Raw genomic sequence first — 20,077 nt, forward strand, 5'->3', positions numbered from 1 at the left:
AACCGGATTCTCACGCTGCGCGGTGAACGCGTGTCAGCTACGTCTCAGTCCCGCAACTCACCGAGCCGTTCCAGCCCTCCAGAGCGTTAACTCCTACAGGAACGACGCTTTATCGGAGGTGCAGGATGGTGAACGGGCGGACCGTGCTCGAGTGCTTTCCCGCAGGTGGGCCGCGAGGCTCGTGGCCGGCGGAGGAGTTCGCGCACGCGCGACGACTTGAGGGACTGCCCGCCGAGGTCGTGATGGACCTCGCGACGGACGCGTTCCTGGTGATCGTGCGGGGCGGCGAGGCCACCGCCGTGGCATGAGCGTCAGCTTGCCCTCGGCGCGGTGAACTGGTCCGCCTGGAGCGAGTACAGCTCCGCGTAGACCCCGCCCGTGGCCAGTAGTTCCTCCGGTGTGCCGGACTCCACGAGCCGGCCCTGCTCCAGGACGTGCACCAGGTCCGCGTGGCGCACGGACGCCAGCCGGTGGGTGATCAGGACCACCGTCTGTCCCGTGCCCGCCAGAGCGCGGATCTTCTCGAAGACCTCCAGCTCGGCCCGGGCGTCCAGGGCCGCCGTCGGCTCGTCCACGATCAGGATGCGGCCGCGGCGGTACGCGGCCCGGGCGATGCCGAGGCGCTGCCACTGCCCGCCCGACAGCTCGTGCCCGCCGCTGAAGTGGCGGGCCAGCAGCGTGTCCAGGCCGCGCGGCAGATCGGCCACCACCTCCTGGGCCCCGGCCTCGGCGACCGCGTCGGCCAGCCGCTCCTCGGTCAGCGGCGCGGCCGAGCGGCCCACCGCCACATTGACCCTGGCCGTGAACGGCCACCTCTTGAAGTCCTGCGCCACCATCGCGATCCGCTCGGCGAGCAGTCGCCGGTCCGCACCGGCCGCGTCCACGCCGTCCCACAGGATCCGGCCCCGTTCGGGTGTGTAGAGACCGGAGAGCAGCTTCACGAGGGTCGTCTTGCCGGAGCCGTTCTCTCCGACGAGCGCGACGATCCGGCCGAGGGGGAGAGTGAGGGTGACGTCGTCGAGGGCGGGCCGGGTGGACTCGCCCGGATAGCTGAAGGTGACGTTCTCGAAGCGGATCTCCTGAGGATCCTCGGGCAGCTCCTCCCCACCGACCGGGATCGCCCGCTTCTCCGCCTCGACGTACAGCCGCTGAAGATCGCCCACGAACAGGGCCTCCTGGTGGAGCTGGTTCAACTCCAGTACGAGACTGTCTAGGCTGGACGAGCCGGAGCGGATCGCGATGACGGCCGTGCCCGCGACGGAGAGTGCCATGGCCCCGGCGAGCAGCAGACCGCCGAGTGTCGCGTACGTCGCCACCGTCGCGATCCCGGTCCAGGACGCCGCGATGAGTCCCGTACGGGCCGCGAGCCGGGCCAGTCGGGCCTGCTCCGCCTCCGCGACCTCCGACATCGCACGGTAGTGGTGGAGCAGGAAGGGTCCGACGCCGTGCAGACGGATCTCCGGCGCGGACTCCGGCTCGGTGAGCAGACCGCTGAGGAGGTGGCCGGCCCGGGCGTGCTGCACCCAGGTGTGGAAGGACTCGTACCGGCGGCGCGCGACGGTCAGGGCGCTCCAGGCGCTGGGCAGGGTCATCGTCACGAGCAGCGGGAGCAGGGCGGGGTGCAGCACCGTCAGGACGCCGGCGGCCGCGATCAGGGAGATCGCCGCGTTCATGACCCGGGTGGCGTAGGCGATCATGCGGCGGGCGGAGGTGGCGCCGTACTGGGCGGTGTCCAGCAGCTTGTGGAAGGCGTGGTCCTCGATGGCGGCGAGCTCCACGGCCGCGGCCCGCTCCAGATAGCGCTCGGTGGCGACCCGCTCGACCTTGGGCTCAAGGCGGCCGGTGGCATACGTGGACGCGGCCCGCAGCAGCGCGGAGACCAGCATGACGCAGGCCATGGCGACGAGGGCGGGAACGGCACCGTGCAGCCGCTCCTCGATCGATCCGCCGCCCATCAGCCGGCCCAGCACGCTGTTCACGGCCAGCAGACTCACCGCCTGCGCCAGACCCCGGCCCGCCTCGGCGCCGAGCACGACCCGCGCGGCCTTGCGGTCCGCCTGCCGGGCCAGCCGGAAACTGAGCGCGAGCAGCGCCGGCAGCTGGCGCACCATGGCCCGGAAGCTCAGCTGCAGCCGTGCGTCGGAGTGACTGTTCCAGCCCGTGTCGTACCGCAGGGGCCCGCCGAAGAGCAGCCGCTCCGACTCGGACAGCTCAGGCTCCCTGACGTCCCGTTTCTTCCTCACCGTCGACCTCCCCCGCTCGTGGACGGAGGGCCACTATCGCGGGAGGGGAATGCCAGGGGCAGGGCGCAGACGAATGTGCGGAGACGCGCGGGCGTACGCCGTGGGGGCGGCCGGCCGGGGTTCGCGGCTAGGCCCGCTCAGGTGGGGCTTGCGCCTCGGATCCCCACCGCCGAGGTCCGCGCCCCGATGTACGGTCGCGCCTCGCGGCGGACCCGGCGCAGGAATACGGAGATCACCGGCCCCGCCTGCCTCGGAGGCTCCTGAGGCCCGCGTCTCGGGACACGGGCCCTCAGCCCCCTCGGCCAGCCGTCGCAGACCTACGCGCTGATCGGCCGCGACCAGGTCGGCGTGGTCCCCGTGACCCGGCACAGCGCCAGATACAGCGGGATCGGCGGCGTGTACGGAAGCTTGCCCTCGGGGCGGTGGATCAGGTCGGGGACCACCGGCGCGTCCGGAACGATCGCGCCGGTGGCGTACTGGGCGGGAGCGGGCCACTCCAGGGCGTAGTCGGAGTCCGACGGGACGAGCCACCACCAGTGCGTCTCATCGGCGTAGACGCACCCCGCACGGGGCAGCCGGGGCATGAGCAGCGGGCCGAAGCGGGCGGGTATCGCCACCGCGTCGCAGCCCAGGGGGGTGGTCATCCCGTCGGGGACAGGGAGTCGGCGGGGTGCGGCCGGGGTGTGCAGGCCGCGCCGGAGGCGGACCAGCGTGTCCAGGGTCAGTACCTTGCCGCCGGTCGCGGGCCTCACAGCCATGGACCCCCCGTCCCGTGATGCCGCGCCGTGCCGTCGTGTCTTGCCGTTCTGTCGTGCCGCGCTGTTCCGTCGTGTCGCGCGTCCGCCTCATCGTGCTCGCCGCCCGAGCCGTCGGCGGGGCCGGGCTTGGGGCGGGCTCCCCAGCCCAGATCGTTGCAGGGGCCGCAGTCGTGACGCGGGGTGTCGGCCTTGCGCGGGAGCTCCGCCCAGACCAGCAGACCGGGGCCGTGCTCATGGGCTCCCCAGGCGTGACAGAGGGCGTCGACGAGAAGCAGTCCCCTCCCGTGCTCCTCCTCGCCCCGCTGCGCCACGGACGGATGGACCTCACCCGGCGCGCAGCCCTCGTCACGCACGGCTATTCGCACCAGCTCGTCGCCGTCGTGCAGCTCGCACACGATGTGGCTGCTCGCCGTGTGCACGATCGCGTTGGTGACCAGCTCGGTGACCACCAGGGCCGCCGAGTCGCAGGTGTCCTCGCAGACCGACCAGCCGTTCAGCCGAGCCCGCGTCAACCGTCTCGCCTGGGCCGGCGAACCCGGATGTGCGGCCAGCTCGAACCGGAACCGGCGTTCGGCAGCGGCCCCACCAGGGGTTACCCCCTCGGCGGCACCGAGGCTGTGGGGGCCTGCGGCGGCGTCTGTTCCTAAGGGCGCGGACGGAATCACGCTTGCCACTATCGCCCCGCCGTGAACACTTGGCAAGTGTCACTCTGAAAATTGCAGAGTGCTGTGTGACGGTCTGGAAGGCCGTGGCACACTGCTCGCAACAAGCATGTCGAGCGGCGCCAGTTGAGATCATCGGAGATCCGACCAGGTCTTCGAATAGGTCTTCGAATGGCGCCGTCCGGCTGCCAGGATTCTTTTGCACAGGTTTTTACGGGTCCCCGGGCCCCGGAACGTCCAGGAGGTGGAGGGTGAGCGAGCCGCGGTCCGCGCCGACGGTCGGCCAGGTCGTTCTCGGCCGACGCCTGCTGGACCTGCGCGAACGTGCCGGTCTCAAGCGCGAGGAGGCCGCCAAGGTCCTGCGCGTCGCCCCCGCCACGGTCCGCCGGATGGAGATGGCCGAGGTCGGCCTCAAGATCCCGTATCTCCAGCTGCTCCTGAAGTCCTACGGCGTCTCCGAGGAGGAGGCCGACGCCTTCGTGGAACTGGCCGAGGAGGCCAATAAACCCGGCTGGTGGCAGCGGTTCCACGACATCCTGCCGGGCTGGTTCTCGATGTACGTCAGCCTCGAGGGCGCCGCCGGCCTCATCCGGTCCTACGACCCCCACTTCCTGCCCGGACTGCTGCAGACCGAGGAGTACGCCCGTGGCGTCCTGAAGTCGGGGGCCATCGGCCAGACCAGCCCGGACGACATCGAACGGCACGTCGCACTGCGAGTACAACGCCAGGAACTGCTCACCCGTCCCGACGCGCCGCGGTTCTGGGCCGTGGTGGACGAGACCGCGCTGCGCCGCCCCGTCGGCGGCCCGGAGGTGATGCGTGCCCAGATCGACAAACTGCTCGAGGCCACGAAGCTGCCCAACGTGACCCTGCAGGTCGCCCCGTTCGCCAACGGGCCGCACCCCGGCACGTACGGGCCCTTCGTGCTGTTCCGATTCGCCGTGCCGGAGCTTCCGGACATGGTTTACAGCGAGTACCTGACCGGCGCCGTCTATCTCGACGCGCGCCCCGAGGTGGCGACCCATCTCGAGGTCATGGACCGCATGGCGGCGCAGGCCGCTACGGCACATCGCACGAAGGAGATCCTCCGGGATCTCCGCAAGGAGCTGTGAATGGATCGCATCAAGCCGCGCATACCGGTCTACAACGGCATGCCCGCGCGGGAGTTGGGCAGCGAGGGCTGGCACAAGCCCTGGAGCGGCGGCAACGGCGGCAACTGCCTGGAGGCGATGAAGCTGGCCGACGGACGGATCGCCGTCCGTCAGTCGACGGACCCGGACGGTCCGGCGCTGATCTACACCAGCGACGAGATGACGGCCTTCATCAAGGGTGCCAAGGCGGGGGAGGCGGACTTCCTGCTGTCGTGACGTGTTGGTCCGACGGCGGTTCGAACTTGCATGGTGTGGTGCTTAATTGATGGACCATCAGATAGCCCGGGAGATCGCCCCCGCACTGGGGGAGCGATGCCGTGAGGTGAACTAGAACCAGGACGCGACGCGCCGGGGCGCGTCCACCAGCCGGCTGACCGCCACCACCGGCAGCGGCGGCTGTGCCGCCTCGTTCCGGCTGAGGCTCAGCCCGTAGTAGATCTGCTCGATCGACGGCGGTCCGACCGCGAGATTGCGCCGGACCGCCGCAGCGGACGACTCCTCGCCGGTCTGTACGAGATAGGCCGCCGCCATCGTGCCCGTACGGCCGACTCCCGCGCCGCAGTGCACGAACACGGTCCCTGACGACTTGGCGACGATGTCCAGGAGGCGCTGCACCTGCTCGGGCCTCGGCGTCTGACCGTCACGGATCGGCAGTCGTACGACGTCCAGACCGGCGTCGGTCGGCTCGGCGAGCTGGTGCGCGCTGAGGTCCTCGGCGCGCAGGTCGACGACCGTGGTGAAGCCCATGGCCGCCAGCGTCCGGTACCCGGCCGGGGAGGGGGCGGCGCCGCGCCACAGGTGGCCCGACGTGTCGACCGGCTGGAAGTTGTGGACGCCCTGCACGGTGGAGGTCCCCGCCGGGGCCGGGGTCTCCTGGCGCGTCCAGTACGACAGGGCCAGGATGCCCCCGGCGCCGGCCGCCCACAGGACGACGTAACCGAGGACGAGGGTCAGCAGGATCCGCATGGTGCGTCGCCGGAGCGGACGCCGAGGGGCGGCAGGGCGGGGGAGAGCAGTGGTGAGGACAGCCATGAGCGACCAGGGGGACTAGGGGACGTAGGCGCTTTGGCAGGGTAACCCGAGGTCCTCTTGGCCGTCTTGTCCGTGTACACAGGCAAATGTGTCCTTCGTGTCCGATCAGTCGTCGTCGGCGTCCGCGTCCCCGATGCCCACCACCGTGAGGTGGGCGCGTTCCAGGGTCGCGTCCTCCAGGCAGCCCCGCAGCCGCATACGGTCGTGCTCGGTGAGAGCGGGGTGGACGACGCCCGCGAAGAGGCCGTCCCCCAGGTCGCCGAGGGTGGCGCGCCGCAACGGTACGGACGTGGAGTCCCGGCAGCGCTCCCAGACCTGCTGTGCGGCCAGCGACCGGCGTGCGGCCGTCGTGTCAGGGCCGCGCAGGTCGACCTGGACGAGCACCGATGTGGCCTCGCTCTCGTTCGCCTTCTCCTCCCTGGTCTGGGTGAAGTCGGCGAGACCCGCGACCAGCGCGCCGAGCAGGGCGGCACCGACGACCCCGACGGTGACGAGACGCGCGGTACGGCCCCGCGAGCGGCGGGCGGCCGGCGACGGCAGGTCCTCCAGATCGTCCGGCGAGGCCGGATCGGGTGCGGTGAGGACGGCCAGCCGCCCGGCGAGCCGCCGCTCGGCGGGACGGGCCGTGGCCGAGGCGACGCGCTGCACCACCCAGGCGAGCCCGGACAGCAGCACACCGGTGACCATGAGGACCGGCACGAAGACATACGCCCGGTCCGCCGGCTCCTCCAGCCACCGGAACCGGGTCTCCTCCCGTTCCACGGCCGGCTGCCTCAGCCGGGCGAGCGTGTCCTCCTGCCGTGCCGCCAGCTCCCGCTGCCGCTGGTCGGACGCGCTCAGCCGCTCCTCGATACGGGTCAGCCGCCCCAGCATCACGATGCCGAGCAGCAGTACCTCGACGACCAGCAGCAGAACGCCCATCAGCATGGCCCGCTGCCATTGCCACCGGTACAGATAGACGACGAGGTACGTCCCGGCACCGGCCGCGGCCAGGCCCGCGAAGACGTACGCGATCCTCCTCATGGCGTGTCTCCCGGCCGTACGTCCCCGGCGGTCCCGTCGACGGTGAGGCGGGAACCGACAGGGAAGCGGTGCACCGCGTCCGTCGCCCCCACGACGGCGGGGAGCTCGAACTCCCGTGCCAGCACCGCGAGATGGGACAAGGGGCTGCCGGTCTGCGCGACCAGCCCCGTGAGACCGGGCAGCAGCGGGGCGAGCGCGGGATCCAGGGTCCGTACGACGAGCACGGCGTCCTCGGGCTGCGGCCCCGTCCCGTCCCACACGGTCCCGATGGCCCGCCCACCGGACACCCCGCGCATACCGTCGCGGTTCCCGCCGCCCCGCTCGGCGACGACACCTCCGGTCTCCGTCAGCCGGAACGCGTCCGGCAACGGCGCCGACTCGTCCTGCGGCACCCGTGCCCCGAGATCGGCGGGCAGCGGCGCGCCGTGCAGCCCCGCGGCCAGCTCCCGCCACCGCAACAGCCCGACCCGCTCCGCATCGAGCCCGAGCCGCCGCGCCGCCTCCCTTACGAGCCGCACCTGGAGCTCCTGCACCCAGCGGATGCGCAGGCGGAGGGATTCGCGGGGCGGGAGGGCGGTGGTGGGGGAGTGGTGGGCGCCGTGGCGGGGTTCCGGCGGGACATTCTCGGCGGCCTCCGACACCCGGGACCTCGGCACGGCCTGCTCCTCGTCGCCGGCCACGTCCGCCGGCGCCGGGAGCCGCGCCCGCTTCCGCAGACTCGGTGAGGTGAGCGCCAGGACCACCGGGTGCTCGCCGATCACCCGCTCGTCGGGCACGCCACGCGCGCGTGCCGTCTCCAGGGCGGCCAGAGCCGTCCCCGCCGCCGTGCGGCTCTTCGGGGGCTCCTTGAGGAGCGTTCCCGCGAGGGCCTCCTGGGCGTGCAGGGAGACCAGGGTCCTGCGGGTCCAGCGGACCTCCGCGACCAGGGCGGACGAGGGGAGCGCGGACAGCCGCGGTATCTCGGCGAGGCGGCGGTCGACGTCCGCCACGAGGTCCGTCGCCAGACCCGGCAGCGCCGCGGCGAGGCGGCCCACCTGCCAGGCGGCGCCCAGCCTGCGGGCGCCCGGCGCCGGGTTGAGCAGCGCCAGCCACCGGTGCCGCGGCCCCGTGGTGCCGAGCAGCCGCAGGTCTGCGGCGGCCCGACCGCCTACCGTCGTGACCACCGGCACCGTCCGCAGCAGCCGACGCGGCGTGCTCCCGCCGATGTCGAGCGCGGCGGCGAGCCCGCGGGCCATCGGCGCCACCCACAGGTCCTCCTCCAGCGGCGCCAGCTGCTCGGGCAGCGTCTCCGCCACCGGACCGGGCCCGAGCAGCCGTGCCCCGCGCGGCGGCCGCGCCGCCATCGCCGTGATCGGACGGCTCTGGAACAGCCACAGCCGCCCGTCCCCGTCGAACCCGAACTCGATGTCCTGAGGGCCGCCGAAGATCCGCCGGGCCCGCCGCGCGAGCCGTGCGAGGCGGGCCAGCTCGGAGCGGGTGAGCAGCGAACCGGCCTCGGAAGGCTCCGTCCGCAGCAGCCGACCCCGCCCGCTCAGCCAGTAGTTGGTGCCCGCCTGTTCCCCGCTGACCAGCGTGTCCGGACCACCCCGCACCGCGCTCACCAGCATCCGGTCGGTCCGCCCCTCCACGGGATCGGCACCGAACATGACTCCGCCGACCCGCGCCGCGAGCATCGGCTGCACGAGCACCGCCATCGGTGCCGTGGCCCCGTCGGGCCGTACCGCGGAATCGAGCACGGTCCGCACCGCGGTACGGAAGTCCTGCCATCCCCGCACGTCCAGGACGGAGGCGAACTGGCCCGCCAGGGACGACTCCTCCGTGTCCTCCTGGGGCGAGGAGGACCGTACGACGAGCGGGCGTGCGCCGCCGTCGGAGAGCTCCTGCCAGGCCCGCCGCAGGGCGTCCGGGTCGGCGCCCCCTTCGTACGGGATCACGAAGCCGGGGAGCACCGGCAGCCCCGCGCCGGCCGCGCGCGCGAGGTTCGCGGCCTTGGACCCCGCGTCGGCGGGCACCGCGGCGCCGGGACGGTCGAGCGGGACGGTGACCGGGGCATGGGCGTCGACCAGACCGAGGGCCGCCTCGCCCCGAGGCCTGTCCCCGTCGCGTGCACCTTCTCCGTGACGTTCGTCGAGCGTCGTCATCGCTCACCCTCCAGGACCGGCCGCCAACAGGGGGGACGCGCGGGGGTGGCCCTGCGCCTGACGGCGGAACGAAGGATGGGGCGAGCCGCTGCCGATCCGCCGGGGTCCGACGGCAGCACACCTCCTGCTGCAATGATCCCACCGCTGTTGGTTTCCATCTCGGTCGGAAGCCACTTTTCGGACGTACGGCGAGGAATCAGGAGCACCGGAGGAGAGCGCCCGGGGCGCGCTCCTTCGCAGGCAGTACGCCGCGCCTCCGCCGGGGGAAGGAGACCCCTCAGCCGGCCTCGGGGGGCAGCACCCGGCACAGGGCGTCCAGCGCCGCGCCGTACGCGTGCTCCGACGGCGTCGCGTATCCCACGACGAGCCCGTCGTACGCCGGTACGGCGGCCTCGGACGGCTCCGGTGCCTTTGGTGTCCCTGGTGTCCCTGGTGTCCCTGGTGTCCGCGGTGCCTGCGGGTGCTGGAACTCGGCGAGGCCGTCCAGCGCGATGCCCGCCCACGTGGCCGCCTTCAGCACGGACCGCTCGGTGCCGGGCGGCAGCCGCAGCACCGCGTGCAGCCCGGCCGCGACCCCGGTCACCTCGATGTGCGGCGCGTGCTCGGCCAGCGCCGCGACCAGGCGGTCACGGCGGCTCCGGTACCTCTGCCGCATGCGCCGCACATGACGGTCGTACGATCCCGACGACAGGAAGTCGGCGAGGCTGAGCTGGTCGAGGACGCTCACCCAGGCCTCCCGCTCGCCCTTGGCCGCGAGCACGTCGGCGACGTGGCGCTCCGGCAGCACCATCCACCCCAGCCGCAGCGCGGGCGACAGGCTCTTGCTGACCGAGCCGACGAAGATCACCCGCTCCGGGTCGAGGCCCTGGACCGCGCCGACGGGTCTGCGGTCGTAGCGGAACTCCCCGTCGTAGTCGTCCTCCAGCACCACCCCGCCACGCGCGCGTGCCCAGTCGACGACGGCCGCCCGCCGCTCGGCGTGCAGCGGTCCGCCGGTCGGGAACTGGTGGGCGGGCGTGAGCAGTACGGCCCGCTCCCGCGCCAACCGGCTCACGTCGGCGCCGTGTTCGTCCAGGGGGAGCGGTACGGTCCGGACGCCCGCGTCGGCGAGGAGCTCGCGGTGGAAGGGCAGACCGTACGCCTCGACGGCCAGGGTGCCGCGCAGGACCGGCGTCCGGGACAGCAGCCGCAGCGCGTGCGCGAAGCCGGAGCAGATCACGATCCGGCCGGGCTCGGTGCGCACGCCACGCGCGCGTGCCAGGTACTCCGTGAGCGCCTCCCGCAGCTCGACGCGGCCCGCGGGGTCACCGGGGCCGAACACCTCGTTGGGCGCCTCCTGAAGAGCCCGGCGGTAGGAGGCCAGCCAGGCGGCGCGCGGGAACGTCGACGCGTCCGGGGTGCCCTGGCGCAGGTCGTGCCGGGGGCCACGCGCGCGTGGAGGCGTTTTCACGGGTACGCGCACGTGCTTCCGCTGGGGACGCAGCGGCTCGGCCCGCTCGGCGACCTGTGTCCCCGAGCCCTGGCGGGCGGTGAGCCAGCCCTCCGCGACGAGCTCGGCGTAGGCGTCGGCCACCGTGTTGCGGGCCACGCCCAGGTCGGCGGCGAGTGAGCGGTACGGCGGCAGCCGGGTGCCGGGGGTGAGCCGGCCACTGCGTACCGCCTCCCGCAGGGCATCGATGAGAGCGGCCCGTGTGCTGCCCGGGCCGGAGAGCTCCAGGTGCAGGTCGGAGCCGATCCGCTCCGCGGAATTGACCCACGATTTCGCCATGGAAATGCACCCTACAGCGGGTCTATCGGCCCCGTAGGTTGAGGGACATGACGACGAACACGAACACCGCCGCCGCTCCTCGCCTCAACTTCGCCAAGTCCGCCCCGAAGGTCTTCCGCGCCCTCATCGGCTTCGACGCCGCCGCCCGCGCGGGACTGGACCCGGCCCTGGTGGAACTGATCCAGATCCGCGCCTCGCACCTCAACCACTGCGCCTACTGTCTCCACATGCACACCAACGACGCCCGCAAGGCCGGCGAGAGCGAGGACCGGCTCCACATGGTCTCCGTCTGGCGCGAGGCCCGGCACTTCTTCACGGAGAAGGAGCAGGCGGCCCTGGCCCTGACCGAGGCGGTCACGCTGGTGGCCGACGGCGGCATCCCGGACGAGGTGTACGCGCAGGCCGCGGCCCGGTTCGAGGAGGAGGAGCTGGCGCAGGTGCTCGGGCTGATCTTCGCCATCAACACCTGGAACAGGGTGGCCCTGGCGACGAAGAAGGTGGCGGGGACGGACGAGCGGGTCTGAACGACGTGGAGAGGCGGATCCGAACGAGGGAGGGGCCCGGCGGGCCGTGGCGCCCGCCGTCGCCGGCTTCGGCTGGGCCCGGCTACACCGTCATCGGCCGGTCGTACGGTCCGATCGGCGCCGGCAGTCGCGAACTCCCCGTCAGATGGCGGTCGACCGCCGCCGCCACCGCGCGTCCCTCCGCGATCGCCCACACGATGAGCGACTGCCCCCGGGCGGCATCCCCCGCGGCGAACACCCCGGGAGCGCTCGTCGCGAAGCCGGCGTCCCGGGTGATCGTGCCGCGCGGCTCCATCGCCAGCCCCAGCTGATCGACGAGCCCGTCCTTTCGGTCCGGCCCGGAGAAGCCGAGGGCGAGCAGGACGAGGTCGGCGGGGAGCGCCCGCCCGGTACCCGACACCGGCCGCCGCTCAGCGTCGACCTCGACCAGATGCAGCGACCGCACCTGCCCGTCCGCGTCGCCGGTGAAGCGGAGCGTGGACGCCGCGAACAGCCGCGCGTCCGCGTCGGCCGCCGGCGCGGTCCGGAGGTCGCCGGCCTCCTCGTGCGCGGCCGACAGCCGGTAGATCTTCGGATACGTCGGCCAGGGCTCGGCATCCTCGTCGCGCTCGGCACCCGGCTGGGCGTAGATGTCCAACTGGCTGACGGAGGCGGCCCCTTCACGCACCGCCGTGCCCAGACAGTCGGCCCCGGTGTCCCCACCGCCGACGATGACGACATGCTTGCCGGCGGCGGACATCGGGGAGCTCTCCAAGTCCCCCTCGCACACCCGGTTGGCCAGCGGCAGATACTCCATCGCCTGGTGGATGCCCGCCAACTCCCGCCCGGGCACGGACAGTTCACGCCACGCCGTGGCCCCGGTCGCGATCACCACCGCGTCGTACCGGGCCCGCAACTCCGCCGCCCCGATGTCCTGCCCGACCGCCGTCGACGTACGGAACTTCGTGCCCTCGGCCCGCATCTGCTCGATCCGCCGCTGAAGATGGTGCTTCTCCATCTTGAACTCGGGGATGCCGTACCGCATCAGCCCGCCGAGGCGGTCGTCCTTCTCGTACACCGCGACCGTGTGCCCCGCCCGGGTCAGCTGCTGTGCCGCCGCGAGTCCGGTCGGCCCCGACCCGATCACCGCGACCGTGCGCCCGGACAGCCGGTCCGGCGGCCGCGGTGGCGCGAAGCCCAGCTCCCAGGCCCGGTCGGCGATGGCGACCTCGACGTTCTTGATGGTGACCGCGGGCTGGTTGATGGCGAGCACACACCCCGCCTCGCAGGGCGCCGGGCACAACCGACCCGTGAACTCGGGGAAGTTGTTCGTGGCGTGCAGCCGGTCGGCGGCCTGCCGCCAGTCGTCCCGGCTGACCAGGTCGTTCCACTCGGGGATCAGATTCCCGAGCGGACAGGCCTCGTGGCAGAACGGGACGCCGCAGTCCATACAGCGGTCTGCCTGCTTGTTGATGATGGGCAGCAACGCCCCGGGGACGTACACCTCGTCCCAGTCCCCGACCCGTTCCCCGACGGGCCTGCGGGGCCACTCCTGGCGAGGGGTGGTCATGAATCCCTTGGGATCGGCCATGGCCGTCTTCCTTGCGTGGGCGTCGACGGGCCGTGCGTCATCGGGCGGCACCCTTTCGGCCACGATACGTCCCGTCGGCCACTCGCGCAGGGGGGAAGACAGGGTGAGGGGACAGCGCTTTCCGGCGGCCCCTCGGGCTTTCCCCGTGCCCGTGCGCGGCTACGTGAGGGCCAGCACGTACGACACCGCCGCGGCGCCCGAAGCGACCATGCGGACGTGGTTCCAGACCGTCCACTCGCGCACATACTCCGGCCAGTACGCGGCCGCTTCGGCCGTCCCCGCGTCCAGCCTCATCAACGTGTCGTTGCGCGGCACGTTCGCGACCATCGTCACCCCGAACGAGCCGAACAGATACAGCGCGCTGCCCAGCAGCAGCTCCACCGTCCCCTCGTCCGGCCACAGCACGAACGTCACCACCGCGATCACCGCGCACAGCACCGCCGACCCGGCGAACACGAGCATGAACGCGGGCCGCAGTGCGGTCACGTTGATCGCCTTCATCGCGGCGACGCCCTGCGCCGGCGGAAGCGCGGCCAGCCCCTTCATCACGAAGGTCGAGAAGGCGCAGAAGACGCCGGCCACCAGACCGGTCCCGAGCACACCCAGCACCGTCAGTACGAAGTACGGTCCCTCGATCATGTCGTCAACTCCCGCATCGAGCCGAGATCCTGCCCGGCGCCCAACCGTCACCACAAGTGAATTCCCGTACGGGCAGGGTCACCATGGCCGAAGGCCGCGCGGGCATACGCGAGCGTCCAAAGAGGAGAACCTCCCCCTGCCGCCCTCCTCCGAACCACCGGTCCCCTCCCGGTCACGGCGGCACGGCGGCACGGCCCGGCGGCGCCGTCGACCGCGGCATCGCCCTCTCAACCGGCCTCGGCCTCCGTCGCCCGCCATCCGCCCAGCACCGTCTCCACGGCCGCCGTGATCCGCCTGCGCGCCTCGTGCCGCGGCACCCCGCTCATCAGCAACTGGTCGTACGGCGTGTCCAGATGCCGTACGGACGCCGCGACCGCCGAAACCACCGCCCCCTCGGACAACGCCCGCCCCGCCGCACTCCGCCCCACCCGCCCACTGCCCCGCACCGAGGCATGCGCCGCGATCCCCCGCGCCCGCTCCGTCGGGCAGCCGGGAAACAGCCGCCGTATCTCCGCCGCGAACGCGTCCGTGAACCGCACGTCCTCCGCCGCCCGCCGCCGCGCGTCCCGCGACCGGCGCCGCCGCCGCGCCTCGGCGTCCGCGAGGCACCGCACCTCCGCCCGTGTGAGCGCCTCCTCCTCGACGAGCACGCCCTGCCGCTCGTATCTCGCCCTGCGCCGGTTGAACCGGACGACCACCGCCGACAGCGCGCTCTCCTCCCGTGCCCGGCGCGTCAGCGCGGTGTCGCCGCGCGGCAGGAACACCAGATGCCCGAGGTCGGCGCAGTCCAGACACCGCGGCGCCCCCTCCTCCAGCACCAGCAACGACAACGGCCCGCCCCGGCACTCGGCGCACTGCTTCCGCCTGAGAGGCTGGACGACGAGAAGCCCGGTGCGGCGCGGGGGAGTCGCGAGGCGAGACATACCGGGTTCATTCCCGCGAGGGGGCCATGAACCACGGCCTTGTCCTACTCGGTGTCCTGTTCGGCGTCCGATTCGGTGTCCTGTTCGGCGTCGACCACCGACGCCCGCGTCCGATGCGCCGTGGGCCGCTCGATCTCGTCGACCACCGCCACGGCGAGGTCCGCGTACGACAGGACACGCGTCCCGTCGGGCATCCGCTCCCCGCCGAGCACATAGCGCCCGGTGCGCGGAGCGTTCTCCTCCAGTCCTCCTCCCGGTGTGAGCATCGCCCAGTCGACGAGGCCGCCGTCACCCTCCGCCCGCAGCCGGCTCAGCCCCGCCGTGTGCGCCAGCGCGAACGGCCGGATGGCCGGCGGGAACACCGCGGGGTCGTCCATCACCGGCCGCCCGTCCGCCCCGAGCAGATTCGCGCCCAGCCCCACGGCGACCAGTCGCCGCACGCCCGCCGCGGTGAGCCCGCCGAGCAGCGCGTCCGCCGCCTTCACGAAGAAGTCGGGGTCGAGCGTGTCGAAGCCCTGCTCCGGCCCGCTGAACGGCGACACCGCGTGCACGGCGGCCAGGTGTCCGCCCGCCACGGAACCGACCGAACCGGGATCCGTCACATCACCCCGGACCACTGCCACCCCGTCCGCCCCGAGCTCCGTGTACCGCGCCGGATCCCGCACCACGGCCGTCACCTCGTACCCACGCCGCCGGGCCTCCGCCGTGACGGCCCGCCCTGCCCGCCCGCCTGCTCCGAAGACGACGATCCCACTCATGCCCGACCTCCTTGCCACGCACCGCGGTTCGGTGCCTGACCTGGACGTTAGAGACACAAGGGCCGGTTACTTCAACGGTATCGGCGCTAACCTCGACCGATGACCGACTCCCCGGACGGCATCCCATCGGCTCCGCTGGACCCCGACATGTTCGACCCTGTCTGCCCTTCCTCGGTGATGCCCTTCCGGGTGGGGGACAAGTGGACCGGCATGGTCATCCGCTGTCTTGAAGGGGGCCCGCGCCGGTTCACGGAACTCCGGGTCCCGCTCAGGGCCGTCACCCCCAAGGTCCTCGCCGAGACCCTGCGCGCGATGGAACGCGACGGCCTCCTCACCCGGACCGCGTACGAAGAGAACCCGCCCCGCGTCGAATACGCCCTCACCCCTCTCGGCCGCACCCTGATCCCGCTGCTCGACGCCGCCCGCGCCTGGAGCGAGACCCACCTCCCGCACCTGCTCGCCGCCCGGCGGGTCCATGAGCGGGACGCGTCCTGACCGTCGGCTGACGCATCATGGGCCGTGTGCGACTCGAAGCGATCACCTGGGAGCGGCTCGGCGACGTGCTGGCCGACCGTCTGCTCGACCTGAAGCCGGCCGACGACAGCCCCTGGCCGCGTGTCGCCTTCGACGGCGCCCCCGCGGCCCGCCCGCAGGATCTCGCCGAGCGCGTCTCCGAAGCCCTGCGGATACGCGGCCGTCCTTCGCTCGTCGTCGGCACCCAGGGCTTTCTGCGTCCCGCCTCGCTCCGCCTGGAGTACGGCCGCCAGGACGTGGAGGCGTACTACGACGGCTGGTTCGACACCGGCGCCCTGTGGCGCGAGGTCTTCGGCCCCCTCGAACCGGGCGGCGACGGCCGGGTCCTGCCCGACCTGTGGGACCCCGACACCGATCGCGCCACCCGCAGCGTCTATGTCCACCTCCCGCCTGGCGGCGTCCTGTTGCTGCACGGCCCCCTCCTGCTGCGGCACTGGTTCCCCTTCGACCTGTCCGTCCACGTCCTCCTCTCCCCGGGCGCTCTGCGCCGCCGCACCCCCGAAGCCGACCAGTGGACCCTGGAGGCCTTCGAGCGCTACGCGGACGAGACCGACCCTGCCGGCACCGCCGACGTCCTGGTGAGGGCCGACGACCCCCGGCACCCGGCATGGGGTGGATGAGCCGGTACTTCCGGCCGTTCTCCAGAGAACATCCACCCAACCGCTTTTATATGCGCGCGCATCTAACTAGGGTGGGTCTCATGACGACTTCCTTGGGTGATCACCTCTCCTTCGACGACTCCGTCCGCGCCCTCCTCGACGGCAAGAACTTCGCCAGCGTCGCCACCCTCGGCCCCGACGGCTCCCCGCAGAACTCGGTGGTCTGGATCAAACGCGAGGGCGACACCGTCCTCTTCTCCTCCACCGACCGTCGTCAGAAGGTCCGCAACCTCCGCCACGACCCCCGGATCAGCGTCTCGGTCTACGACCTCGCCAACCCCTACACCTCGGTCGAGATCCGCGGCACCGCCGAGATCCTCCCGGACCCGGACAAGCGGCTCCCGCACGACCTCTCGCACAAGTACCTCGGCATCGACCCGCCCGCCGAGAAGGAGGACGAGGCCCGCGTGATCATCCGCGTCGTGCCGCGGAAGATCGTCGGATTCTCGGCCTGAGCGGCTCCCCGGTTCCGGGTGCGGGGGCCCGGCGGCGCGGCGAGAATGTAGGGCGCCGGGACCAGCGGCGCGCCCCGCGCCGCGCCGGCCGTCCGGCACCGGGAGGTACTTCATGACCACCGCCGGAGACATCATGCACCGCGGCGCCCAGTGGATCCCCGCCCACGAGACCCTGGACCGCGCCGCCCAGCTGATGCGTGAGCTCAATGTCGGAGCCCTGCCCATCAGCGACGAGAACGAACGGCTCTGCGGCATCCTCACCGACCGCGACATCGTGATCGGCTGTGTGGCCATGGGACACGACCCCGCCAAGGTCACGGCGGGTGAGATGGCCCAGGGCACCCCGCGCTGGATCGAGGCGGACGCCGACGTCGGCGATGTGCTCCGCGAGATGCAGGACCACCAGATCCGCCGGCTTCCCGTCATCGAGAACAAGCGCCTGGTCGGCATGATCAGCGAGGCCGACCTGGCCCAGCATCTGACGGACGACCAGATCCACACCTGGGCGGAGAGCGTCTACGCGAAGAGCTCGATGCGCTGATCCGCGATGCGCTGATCCGTGATGCGCTGATCCGCGAGGCGTTGTCGGGGTGGGCTCGGTAGGGGTGGGCCGGGGTGGGCTCGGTCGGGGGTGGGCGAGAATCCGCCCGCCTATGACGGGTGGAGTCCACCCCGTCCGCCCTCGGTCCCTCCTCGGTCCCTCCTCGGGGTTCAGAGCCAGCCGCTTCGCCGGAAGCCGCGGTACAGCGTCAGACACGCGACGGCTATCACGCTGAGGACCAGGGGATAGCCGAACGTCCAGCGCAGTTCCGGCATGTGCTCGAAGTTCATGCCGTACACCCCGCAGACCATCGTCGGCACGGCGACGATCGCGGCCCAGGCCGTGATCTTCCGCATGTCCTCGTTCTGTGCGACCGAGACCTGGGCGAGGTGTGCCTGCAGAATCGAGTTGAGCAGTTCGTCGAAGGCGGCGATCTGCTCCTTGGCGCGCAGCAGATGGTCGGACACGTCGCGGAAGTAGGCCTGTATCTCCGGGGCGACCGCCCGTATGGGCCGGGTGGAGAGCTCCTCGATGGGCCGGGTCAGCGGGACCACGGCCCGCTTGAGCTCCAGGAGTTCGCGTTTGAGCTGGTAGATACGTCCCGGGTCGAGCCGGGCGCCGTTCTCGGAGAAGACGTCCGACTCGACCTGGTCGATGTCGGCCTGCACCAGGTCGGTGACGTGCAGATAGTCGTCGACCACATGGTCCGCGACCGCGTGCAGCACCGCGGCCGGCCCCTTGGCGAGCTGCCGCGGGTCGGCCTCCAGCTCCTCGCGCAGCGGGCCCAGCGAGCCGTGCATGCCGTGCCGGACCGTGATCACGAAGTCCTCGCCGACGAACACCATGATCTCGCCGGTGTTCACCACCTCGCTCGTTGCCGTGAGCTCCTCGTGCTCGACATAGCAGACCGTCTTGAAGACCGCGAACAGCACGTCGTCGTACCGCTCCAGCTTCGGCCGCTGATGTGCCTCGATCGCGTCCTCCACCGCCAGCGGATGGAGTTCGAAGAGTTCCGCGATGCCCGCGAACTCCTGGTCCGTCGGTTCATGGAGACCGAGCCAGACGAAACCGTCGCCGTGCTTGCGCACCCGCTCCACGGCGTCGACCAGATCGCTGCCGCCCAGGACACGTCCGCCGTCCCGGTACGTCACGCAGTTCACCACGGAGGAACCCAGGGGGGATCGGGCCGGGTGGCTCAGGTCGACGCGCCGGCGCCGCCGCGCCAGCCTCGCCACCTTGCGGAGGCCACCGACCCTGCTGAGGCTCGTGACCTTCCGCAGATTCCCTGCCATGGACATCTGGATCTCCTTGCGTGGATCCCCGCTCACCGCATCTCTGCGCCCTGGCCGGCCAGTCTGCCAGCTCGAGGTGAAAGGCGTGCAAGCCTGTGGGAACAGGATGTTCCGCTTTGTTCCCGCCCGTGGATAACGGACTTCGGCCGCTGTGACGGCGGGGCGACTGCCGTTGGTTCCGGTGTACGCCGTCGTACGGTGGCGTCGGGGCGCCGGAGCGTCGACCCGTATGGACAAGACAGGCAAATGGGATGATCGCGGCATGATGCGAACCGACGGGTATCTCCTCGACAACCAACAGGCCGAGGCCGCAGAGCGCTTCGACGCCTTCGCCGCCCTCTTCGACCCCACGACGTTCCGGCACCTCGAGTCGTTCGGCATCGGACCCGGCTGGCGCTGCTGGGAGGTCGGCGCCGGCGGCACGTCCGTGGTGTCCTGGCTGGCCAAGAAGGTCGGCCCGACCGGACGGGTCGTCGCGACCGACATCGACACCTCGCGGCTCGCCCCGGCCGCCCGCCCGCCGGTCGAGGTCCGGGTCCACGACGTGGGCGCGGAAGAGGCACCGGGGGAGGGCTTCGACCTCGTCCACGCCCGCCTCGTCCTCGTCCATGTGCCCGACCGGGAACGGGCGTTGCGGTCGATGGCCGAGTCCCTGCGCCCCGGCGGCCGCCTCCTGATCGAGGACGCCGACCCCGCCCTCCAGCCCCTGACCTGCCCCGACGACCACGGCCCCGCCGAGCAGTTGGCGAACCGTCTGCGCCAGGGCTTCCGCCGGCTGCTCGCCGACCGCGGCGCCGACCTCTCCTACGGCCGCCGCCTGCCGCGCCTGCTCCGCGAGGCGGGCCTGCAGCGCGTGGAGGCCGATGCCTACTTCCCGCTCAGCTCACCCGCCTGCGCGGCCCTGGAGTCCGCCACGATCCGCCAGATCCGCGACCAACTCGTCACCGCGGGCCTCGCCACCGACGACGACATCGACCAGCACCTGGCGAACGTCGTGGCGGGCGGCATGGACCTGGCCACGGCGCCGATGATCTCGGCGTGGGGGCGCAAGGCGTAGGGCGGGGTTCGGCGTGCGGGAGGGGCCGGGAGTCGCGGTCCCCTTGGCTGACGGCGGTCGGGAATGGTCGGCGACAGGCAGGTGGCAGGCCGGACGCTGACAGGGGTGTGTGTGACGGGCAGTGGGGCGGCGCCGCTCGGGTCCGGCAGCCGGCGCGGAGCGGCCCTCGGCGCCGGTCCACCGCCCGGCACCCTGAGGGGGTCGGCGGTCCACTCCCCACGAACCGCCGCCCCGGTGGCCGAACGTCAGCCGCCCACGGCCGGCGGTCTGCCGCCCACGGCCGGCGGTCTGCCGCCCACGGCCGGCGGTCTGCCGCCCACGCGCTCGACCGCCATCGCCCCCGCCCG

21 protein-coding genes and 1 pseudogene are annotated in these 20,077 nt (G+C 72.3%); 10 read left to right on the forward strand and 12 right to left on the reverse strand.

Annotation, left to right across the window (positions count from 1 at the left end):
* Positions 1-125: 125 nt before the first annotated feature.
* On the forward strand, positions 126-308 hold the full coding sequence (locus TN53_RS34345; protein WP_046262700.1) for a hypothetical protein: 183 nt from the start codon (positions 126-128) through the stop codon (positions 306-308).
* 3 nt (positions 309-311) lie between these two features.
* On the opposite strand, the gene TN53_RS34350 is transcribed toward TN53_RS34345, so the two are convergent.
* From TN53_RS34350 to TN53_RS34360, 3 genes are all read right to left on the reverse strand, one after another.
* Positions 312-2,243 (reverse strand): ABC transporter ATP-binding protein, encoded by a 1,932-nt coding sequence (locus TN53_RS34350; protein ID WP_046262701.1) that lies wholly within the window; start codon positions 2,241-2,243, stop codon positions 312-314.
* A 317-nt stretch (positions 2,244-2,560) separates the two neighbouring features.
* On the reverse strand, positions 2,561-3,001 hold the full coding sequence (locus tag TN53_RS34355) for a hypothetical protein (RefSeq protein WP_046262702.1): 441 nt from the start codon (positions 2,999-3,001) through the stop codon (positions 2,561-2,563).
* A complete protein-coding gene (locus TN53_RS34360; protein WP_095046888.1) occupies positions 2,992-3,675 on the reverse strand; it encodes an ATP-binding protein in 684 nt (227 codons plus the stop codon). The genes TN53_RS34355 and TN53_RS34360 overlap by 10 nt, the downstream gene beginning before the upstream one ends.
* A 239-nt stretch (positions 3,676-3,914) precedes the next feature.
* Here TN53_RS34360 and TN53_RS34365 point away from each other — a divergent pair, with 239 nt between their 5' ends.
* Entirely contained in the window at positions 3,915-4,775 is an 861-nt protein-coding gene (locus TN53_RS34365; protein WP_046262704.1) for a helix-turn-helix domain-containing protein, read from the forward strand.
* A complete protein-coding gene (locus TN53_RS34370; RefSeq protein ID WP_046262705.1) occupies positions 4,776-5,030 on the forward strand; it encodes a DUF397 domain-containing protein in 255 nt (84 codons plus the stop codon).
* Positions 5,031-5,141: 111 nt separating this feature from the next.
* Here TN53_RS34370 and TN53_RS34375 read toward each other — a convergent pair whose 3' ends face one another.
* The 4 genes from TN53_RS34375 to TN53_RS34390 form a co-directional block, all read right to left on the reverse strand.
* The gene (locus tag TN53_RS34375; RefSeq protein ID WP_234441771.1) at positions 5,142-5,780 is read right to left on the reverse strand and encodes a protein-tyrosine phosphatase family protein; all 639 of its coding nucleotides are present in this window, start codon (positions 5,778-5,780) and stop codon (positions 5,142-5,144) included.
* Positions 5,781-5,951: 171 nt separating this feature from the next.
* Complete coding sequence (locus TN53_RS34380) at positions 5,952-6,869, reverse strand: hypothetical protein (RefSeq protein ID WP_046262707.1); 918 nt, start codon at positions 6,867-6,869, stop codon at positions 5,952-5,954.
* Positions 6,866-9,010 carry a PEP/pyruvate-binding domain-containing protein gene (locus TN53_RS34385; RefSeq protein ID WP_046262708.1) on the reverse strand — a complete coding sequence of 715 codons (2,145 nt, stop codon included), beginning with the start codon at positions 9,008-9,010 and terminating at the stop codon, positions 6,866-6,868. The genes TN53_RS34380 and TN53_RS34385 overlap by 4 nt, the downstream gene beginning before the upstream one ends.
* 277 nt (positions 9,011-9,287) lie before the next feature.
* On the reverse strand, positions 9,288-10,778 hold the full coding sequence (locus tag TN53_RS34390; RefSeq protein ID WP_046262709.1) for a PLP-dependent aminotransferase family protein: 1,491 nt from the start codon (positions 10,776-10,778) through the stop codon (positions 9,288-9,290).
* 47 nt (positions 10,779-10,825) lie between these two features.
* Here TN53_RS34390 and TN53_RS34395 point away from each other — a divergent pair, with 47 nt between their 5' ends.
* Positions 10,826-11,302, forward strand: coding sequence for a carboxymuconolactone decarboxylase family protein (locus TN53_RS34395; RefSeq protein WP_046262710.1), 477 nt, complete (start codon positions 10,826-10,828; stop codon positions 11,300-11,302).
* Between the two features lie 82 nt (positions 11,303-11,384).
* Here the strand turns inward: TN53_RS34395 and TN53_RS34400 are convergent, their stop codons facing one another.
* From TN53_RS34400 to TN53_RS34415, 4 genes are all read right to left on the reverse strand, one after another.
* Positions 11,385-12,872, reverse strand: coding sequence for a glutamate synthase subunit beta (locus TN53_RS34400; protein ID WP_046262711.1), 1,488 nt, complete (start codon positions 12,870-12,872; stop codon positions 11,385-11,387).
* Positions 12,873-13,031: 159 nt separating this feature from the next.
* Positions 13,032-13,511 carry a DUF1772 domain-containing protein gene (locus TN53_RS34405; RefSeq protein WP_046262712.1) on the reverse strand — a complete coding sequence of 160 codons (480 nt, stop codon included), beginning with the start codon at positions 13,509-13,511 and terminating at the stop codon, positions 13,032-13,034.
* Between the two features lie 227 nt (positions 13,512-13,738).
* Complete coding sequence (locus tag TN53_RS34410; protein WP_046262713.1) at positions 13,739-14,434, reverse strand: DUF2293 domain-containing protein; 696 nt, start codon at positions 14,432-14,434, stop codon at positions 13,739-13,741.
* Between the two features lie 44 nt (positions 14,435-14,478).
* The gene (locus tag TN53_RS34415; protein WP_046262714.1) at positions 14,479-15,192 is read right to left on the reverse strand and encodes an NAD(P)-dependent oxidoreductase; all 714 of its coding nucleotides are present in this window, start codon (positions 15,190-15,192) and stop codon (positions 14,479-14,481) included.
* A 99-nt stretch (positions 15,193-15,291) separates the two neighbouring features.
* Between TN53_RS34415 and TN53_RS34420 the strand changes: the two genes are divergently transcribed.
* The 4 genes from TN53_RS34420 (at position 15,292) to TN53_RS34435 (ending at position 17,381) form a co-directional block, all read left to right on the forward strand.
* A complete protein-coding gene (locus TN53_RS34420) occupies positions 15,292-15,687 on the forward strand; it encodes a winged helix-turn-helix transcriptional regulator (RefSeq protein ID WP_046262715.1) in 396 nt (131 codons plus the stop codon).
* A 17-nt stretch (positions 15,688-15,704) separates the two neighbouring features.
* Positions 15,705-16,346 carry a uridine kinase gene (locus tag TN53_RS34425; protein ID WP_199924699.1) on the forward strand — a complete coding sequence of 214 codons (642 nt, stop codon included), beginning with the start codon at positions 15,705-15,707 and terminating at the stop codon, positions 16,344-16,346.
* An 80-nt stretch (positions 16,347-16,426) separates the two neighbouring features.
* Complete coding sequence (locus TN53_RS34430; protein ID WP_046262716.1) at positions 16,427-16,840, forward strand: PPOX class F420-dependent oxidoreductase; 414 nt, start codon at positions 16,427-16,429, stop codon at positions 16,838-16,840.
* Between the two features lie 112 nt (positions 16,841-16,952).
* The gene (locus TN53_RS34435; protein ID WP_046262717.1) at positions 16,953-17,381 is read left to right on the forward strand and encodes a CBS domain-containing protein; all 429 of its coding nucleotides are present in this window, start codon (positions 16,953-16,955) and stop codon (positions 17,379-17,381) included.
* A gap of 170 nt (positions 17,382-17,551) precedes the next feature.
* Here the strand turns inward: TN53_RS34435 and corA are convergent, their stop codons facing one another.
* On the reverse strand, positions 17,552-18,679 hold the full coding sequence (corA, locus tag TN53_RS34440) for a magnesium/cobalt transporter CorA (protein ID WP_046262718.1): 1,128 nt from the start codon (positions 18,677-18,679) through the stop codon (positions 17,552-17,554).
* Positions 18,680-18,935: 256 nt separating this feature from the next.
* Between corA and TN53_RS34445 the strand changes: the two genes are divergently transcribed.
* Positions 18,936-19,730, forward strand: coding sequence for a methyltransferase domain-containing protein (locus TN53_RS34445; RefSeq protein WP_046262719.1), 795 nt, complete (start codon positions 18,936-18,938; stop codon positions 19,728-19,730).
* 111 nt (positions 19,731-19,841) lie between these two features.
* A pseudogene (locus TN53_RS48605) lies at positions 19,842-20,077 on the forward strand (serine/threonine protein kinase); the annotation flags it as partial.

The organism is Streptomyces sp. WM6386 (genome assembly GCF_000972385.1).
Classification (GTDB): domain Bacteria; phylum Actinomycetota; class Actinomycetes; order Streptomycetales; family Streptomycetaceae; genus Streptomyces.

What these genes read in the sequence shown, in the direction of transcription:
- TN53_RS34345 (WP_046262700.1), top strand. Translation starts at nt 126, where the DNA reads ATGGTGAACGGGCGGACCGTGCTCGAGTGCTTTCCCGCAGGTGGGCCG.
- TN53_RS34355 (WP_046262702.1), bottom strand. Translation starts at nt 3,001, where the DNA reads ATGGCTGTGAGGCCCGCGACCGGCGGCAAGGTACTGACCCTGGACACG.
- TN53_RS34370 (WP_046262705.1), top strand. Translation starts at nt 4,776, where the DNA reads ATGGATCGCATCAAGCCGCGCATACCGGTCTACAACGGCATGCCCGCG.
- TN53_RS34375 (WP_234441771.1), bottom strand. Translation starts at nt 5,780, where the DNA reads ATGCGGATCCTGCTGACCCTCGTCCTCGGTTACGTCGTCCTGTGGGCG.
- TN53_RS34380 (WP_046262707.1), bottom strand. Translation starts at nt 6,869, where the DNA reads ATGAGGAGGATCGCGTACGTCTTCGCGGGCCTGGCCGCGGCCGGTGCC.
- TN53_RS34385 (WP_046262708.1), bottom strand. Translation starts at nt 9,010, where the DNA reads ATGACGACGCTCGACGAACGTCACGGAGAAGGTGCACGCGACGGGGAC.
- TN53_RS34390 (WP_046262709.1), bottom strand. Translation starts at nt 10,778, where the DNA reads ATGGCGAAATCGTGGGTCAATTCCGCGGAGCGGATCGGCTCCGACCTG.
- TN53_RS34395 (WP_046262710.1), top strand. Translation starts at nt 10,826, where the DNA reads ATGACGACGAACACGAACACCGCCGCCGCTCCTCGCCTCAACTTCGCC.
- TN53_RS34400 (WP_046262711.1), bottom strand. Translation starts at nt 12,872, where the DNA reads ATGGCCGATCCCAAGGGATTCATGACCACCCCTCGCCAGGAGTGGCCC.
- TN53_RS34405 (WP_046262712.1), bottom strand. Translation starts at nt 13,511, where the DNA reads ATGATCGAGGGACCGTACTTCGTACTGACGGTGCTGGGTGTGCTCGGG.
- TN53_RS34410 (WP_046262713.1), bottom strand. Translation starts at nt 14,434, where the DNA reads ATGTCTCGCCTCGCGACTCCCCCGCGCCGCACCGGGCTTCTCGTCGTC.
- TN53_RS34415 (WP_046262714.1), bottom strand. Translation starts at nt 15,192, where the DNA reads ATGAGTGGGATCGTCGTCTTCGGAGCAGGCGGGCGGGCAGGGCGGGCC.
- TN53_RS34420 (WP_046262715.1), top strand. Translation starts at nt 15,292, where the DNA reads ATGACCGACTCCCCGGACGGCATCCCATCGGCTCCGCTGGACCCCGAC.
- TN53_RS34425 (WP_199924699.1), top strand. Translation starts at nt 15,705, where the DNA reads ATGGGCCGTGTGCGACTCGAAGCGATCACCTGGGAGCGGCTCGGCGAC.
- TN53_RS34430 (WP_046262716.1), top strand. Translation starts at nt 16,427, where the DNA reads ATGACGACTTCCTTGGGTGATCACCTCTCCTTCGACGACTCCGTCCGC.
- TN53_RS34435 (WP_046262717.1), top strand. Translation starts at nt 16,953, where the DNA reads ATGACCACCGCCGGAGACATCATGCACCGCGGCGCCCAGTGGATCCCC.
- corA (WP_046262718.1), bottom strand. Translation starts at nt 18,679, where the DNA reads ATGTCCATGGCAGGGAATCTGCGGAAGGTCACGAGCCTCAGCAGGGTC.
- TN53_RS34445 (WP_046262719.1), top strand. Translation starts at nt 18,936, where the DNA reads ATGATGCGAACCGACGGGTATCTCCTCGACAACCAACAGGCCGAGGCC.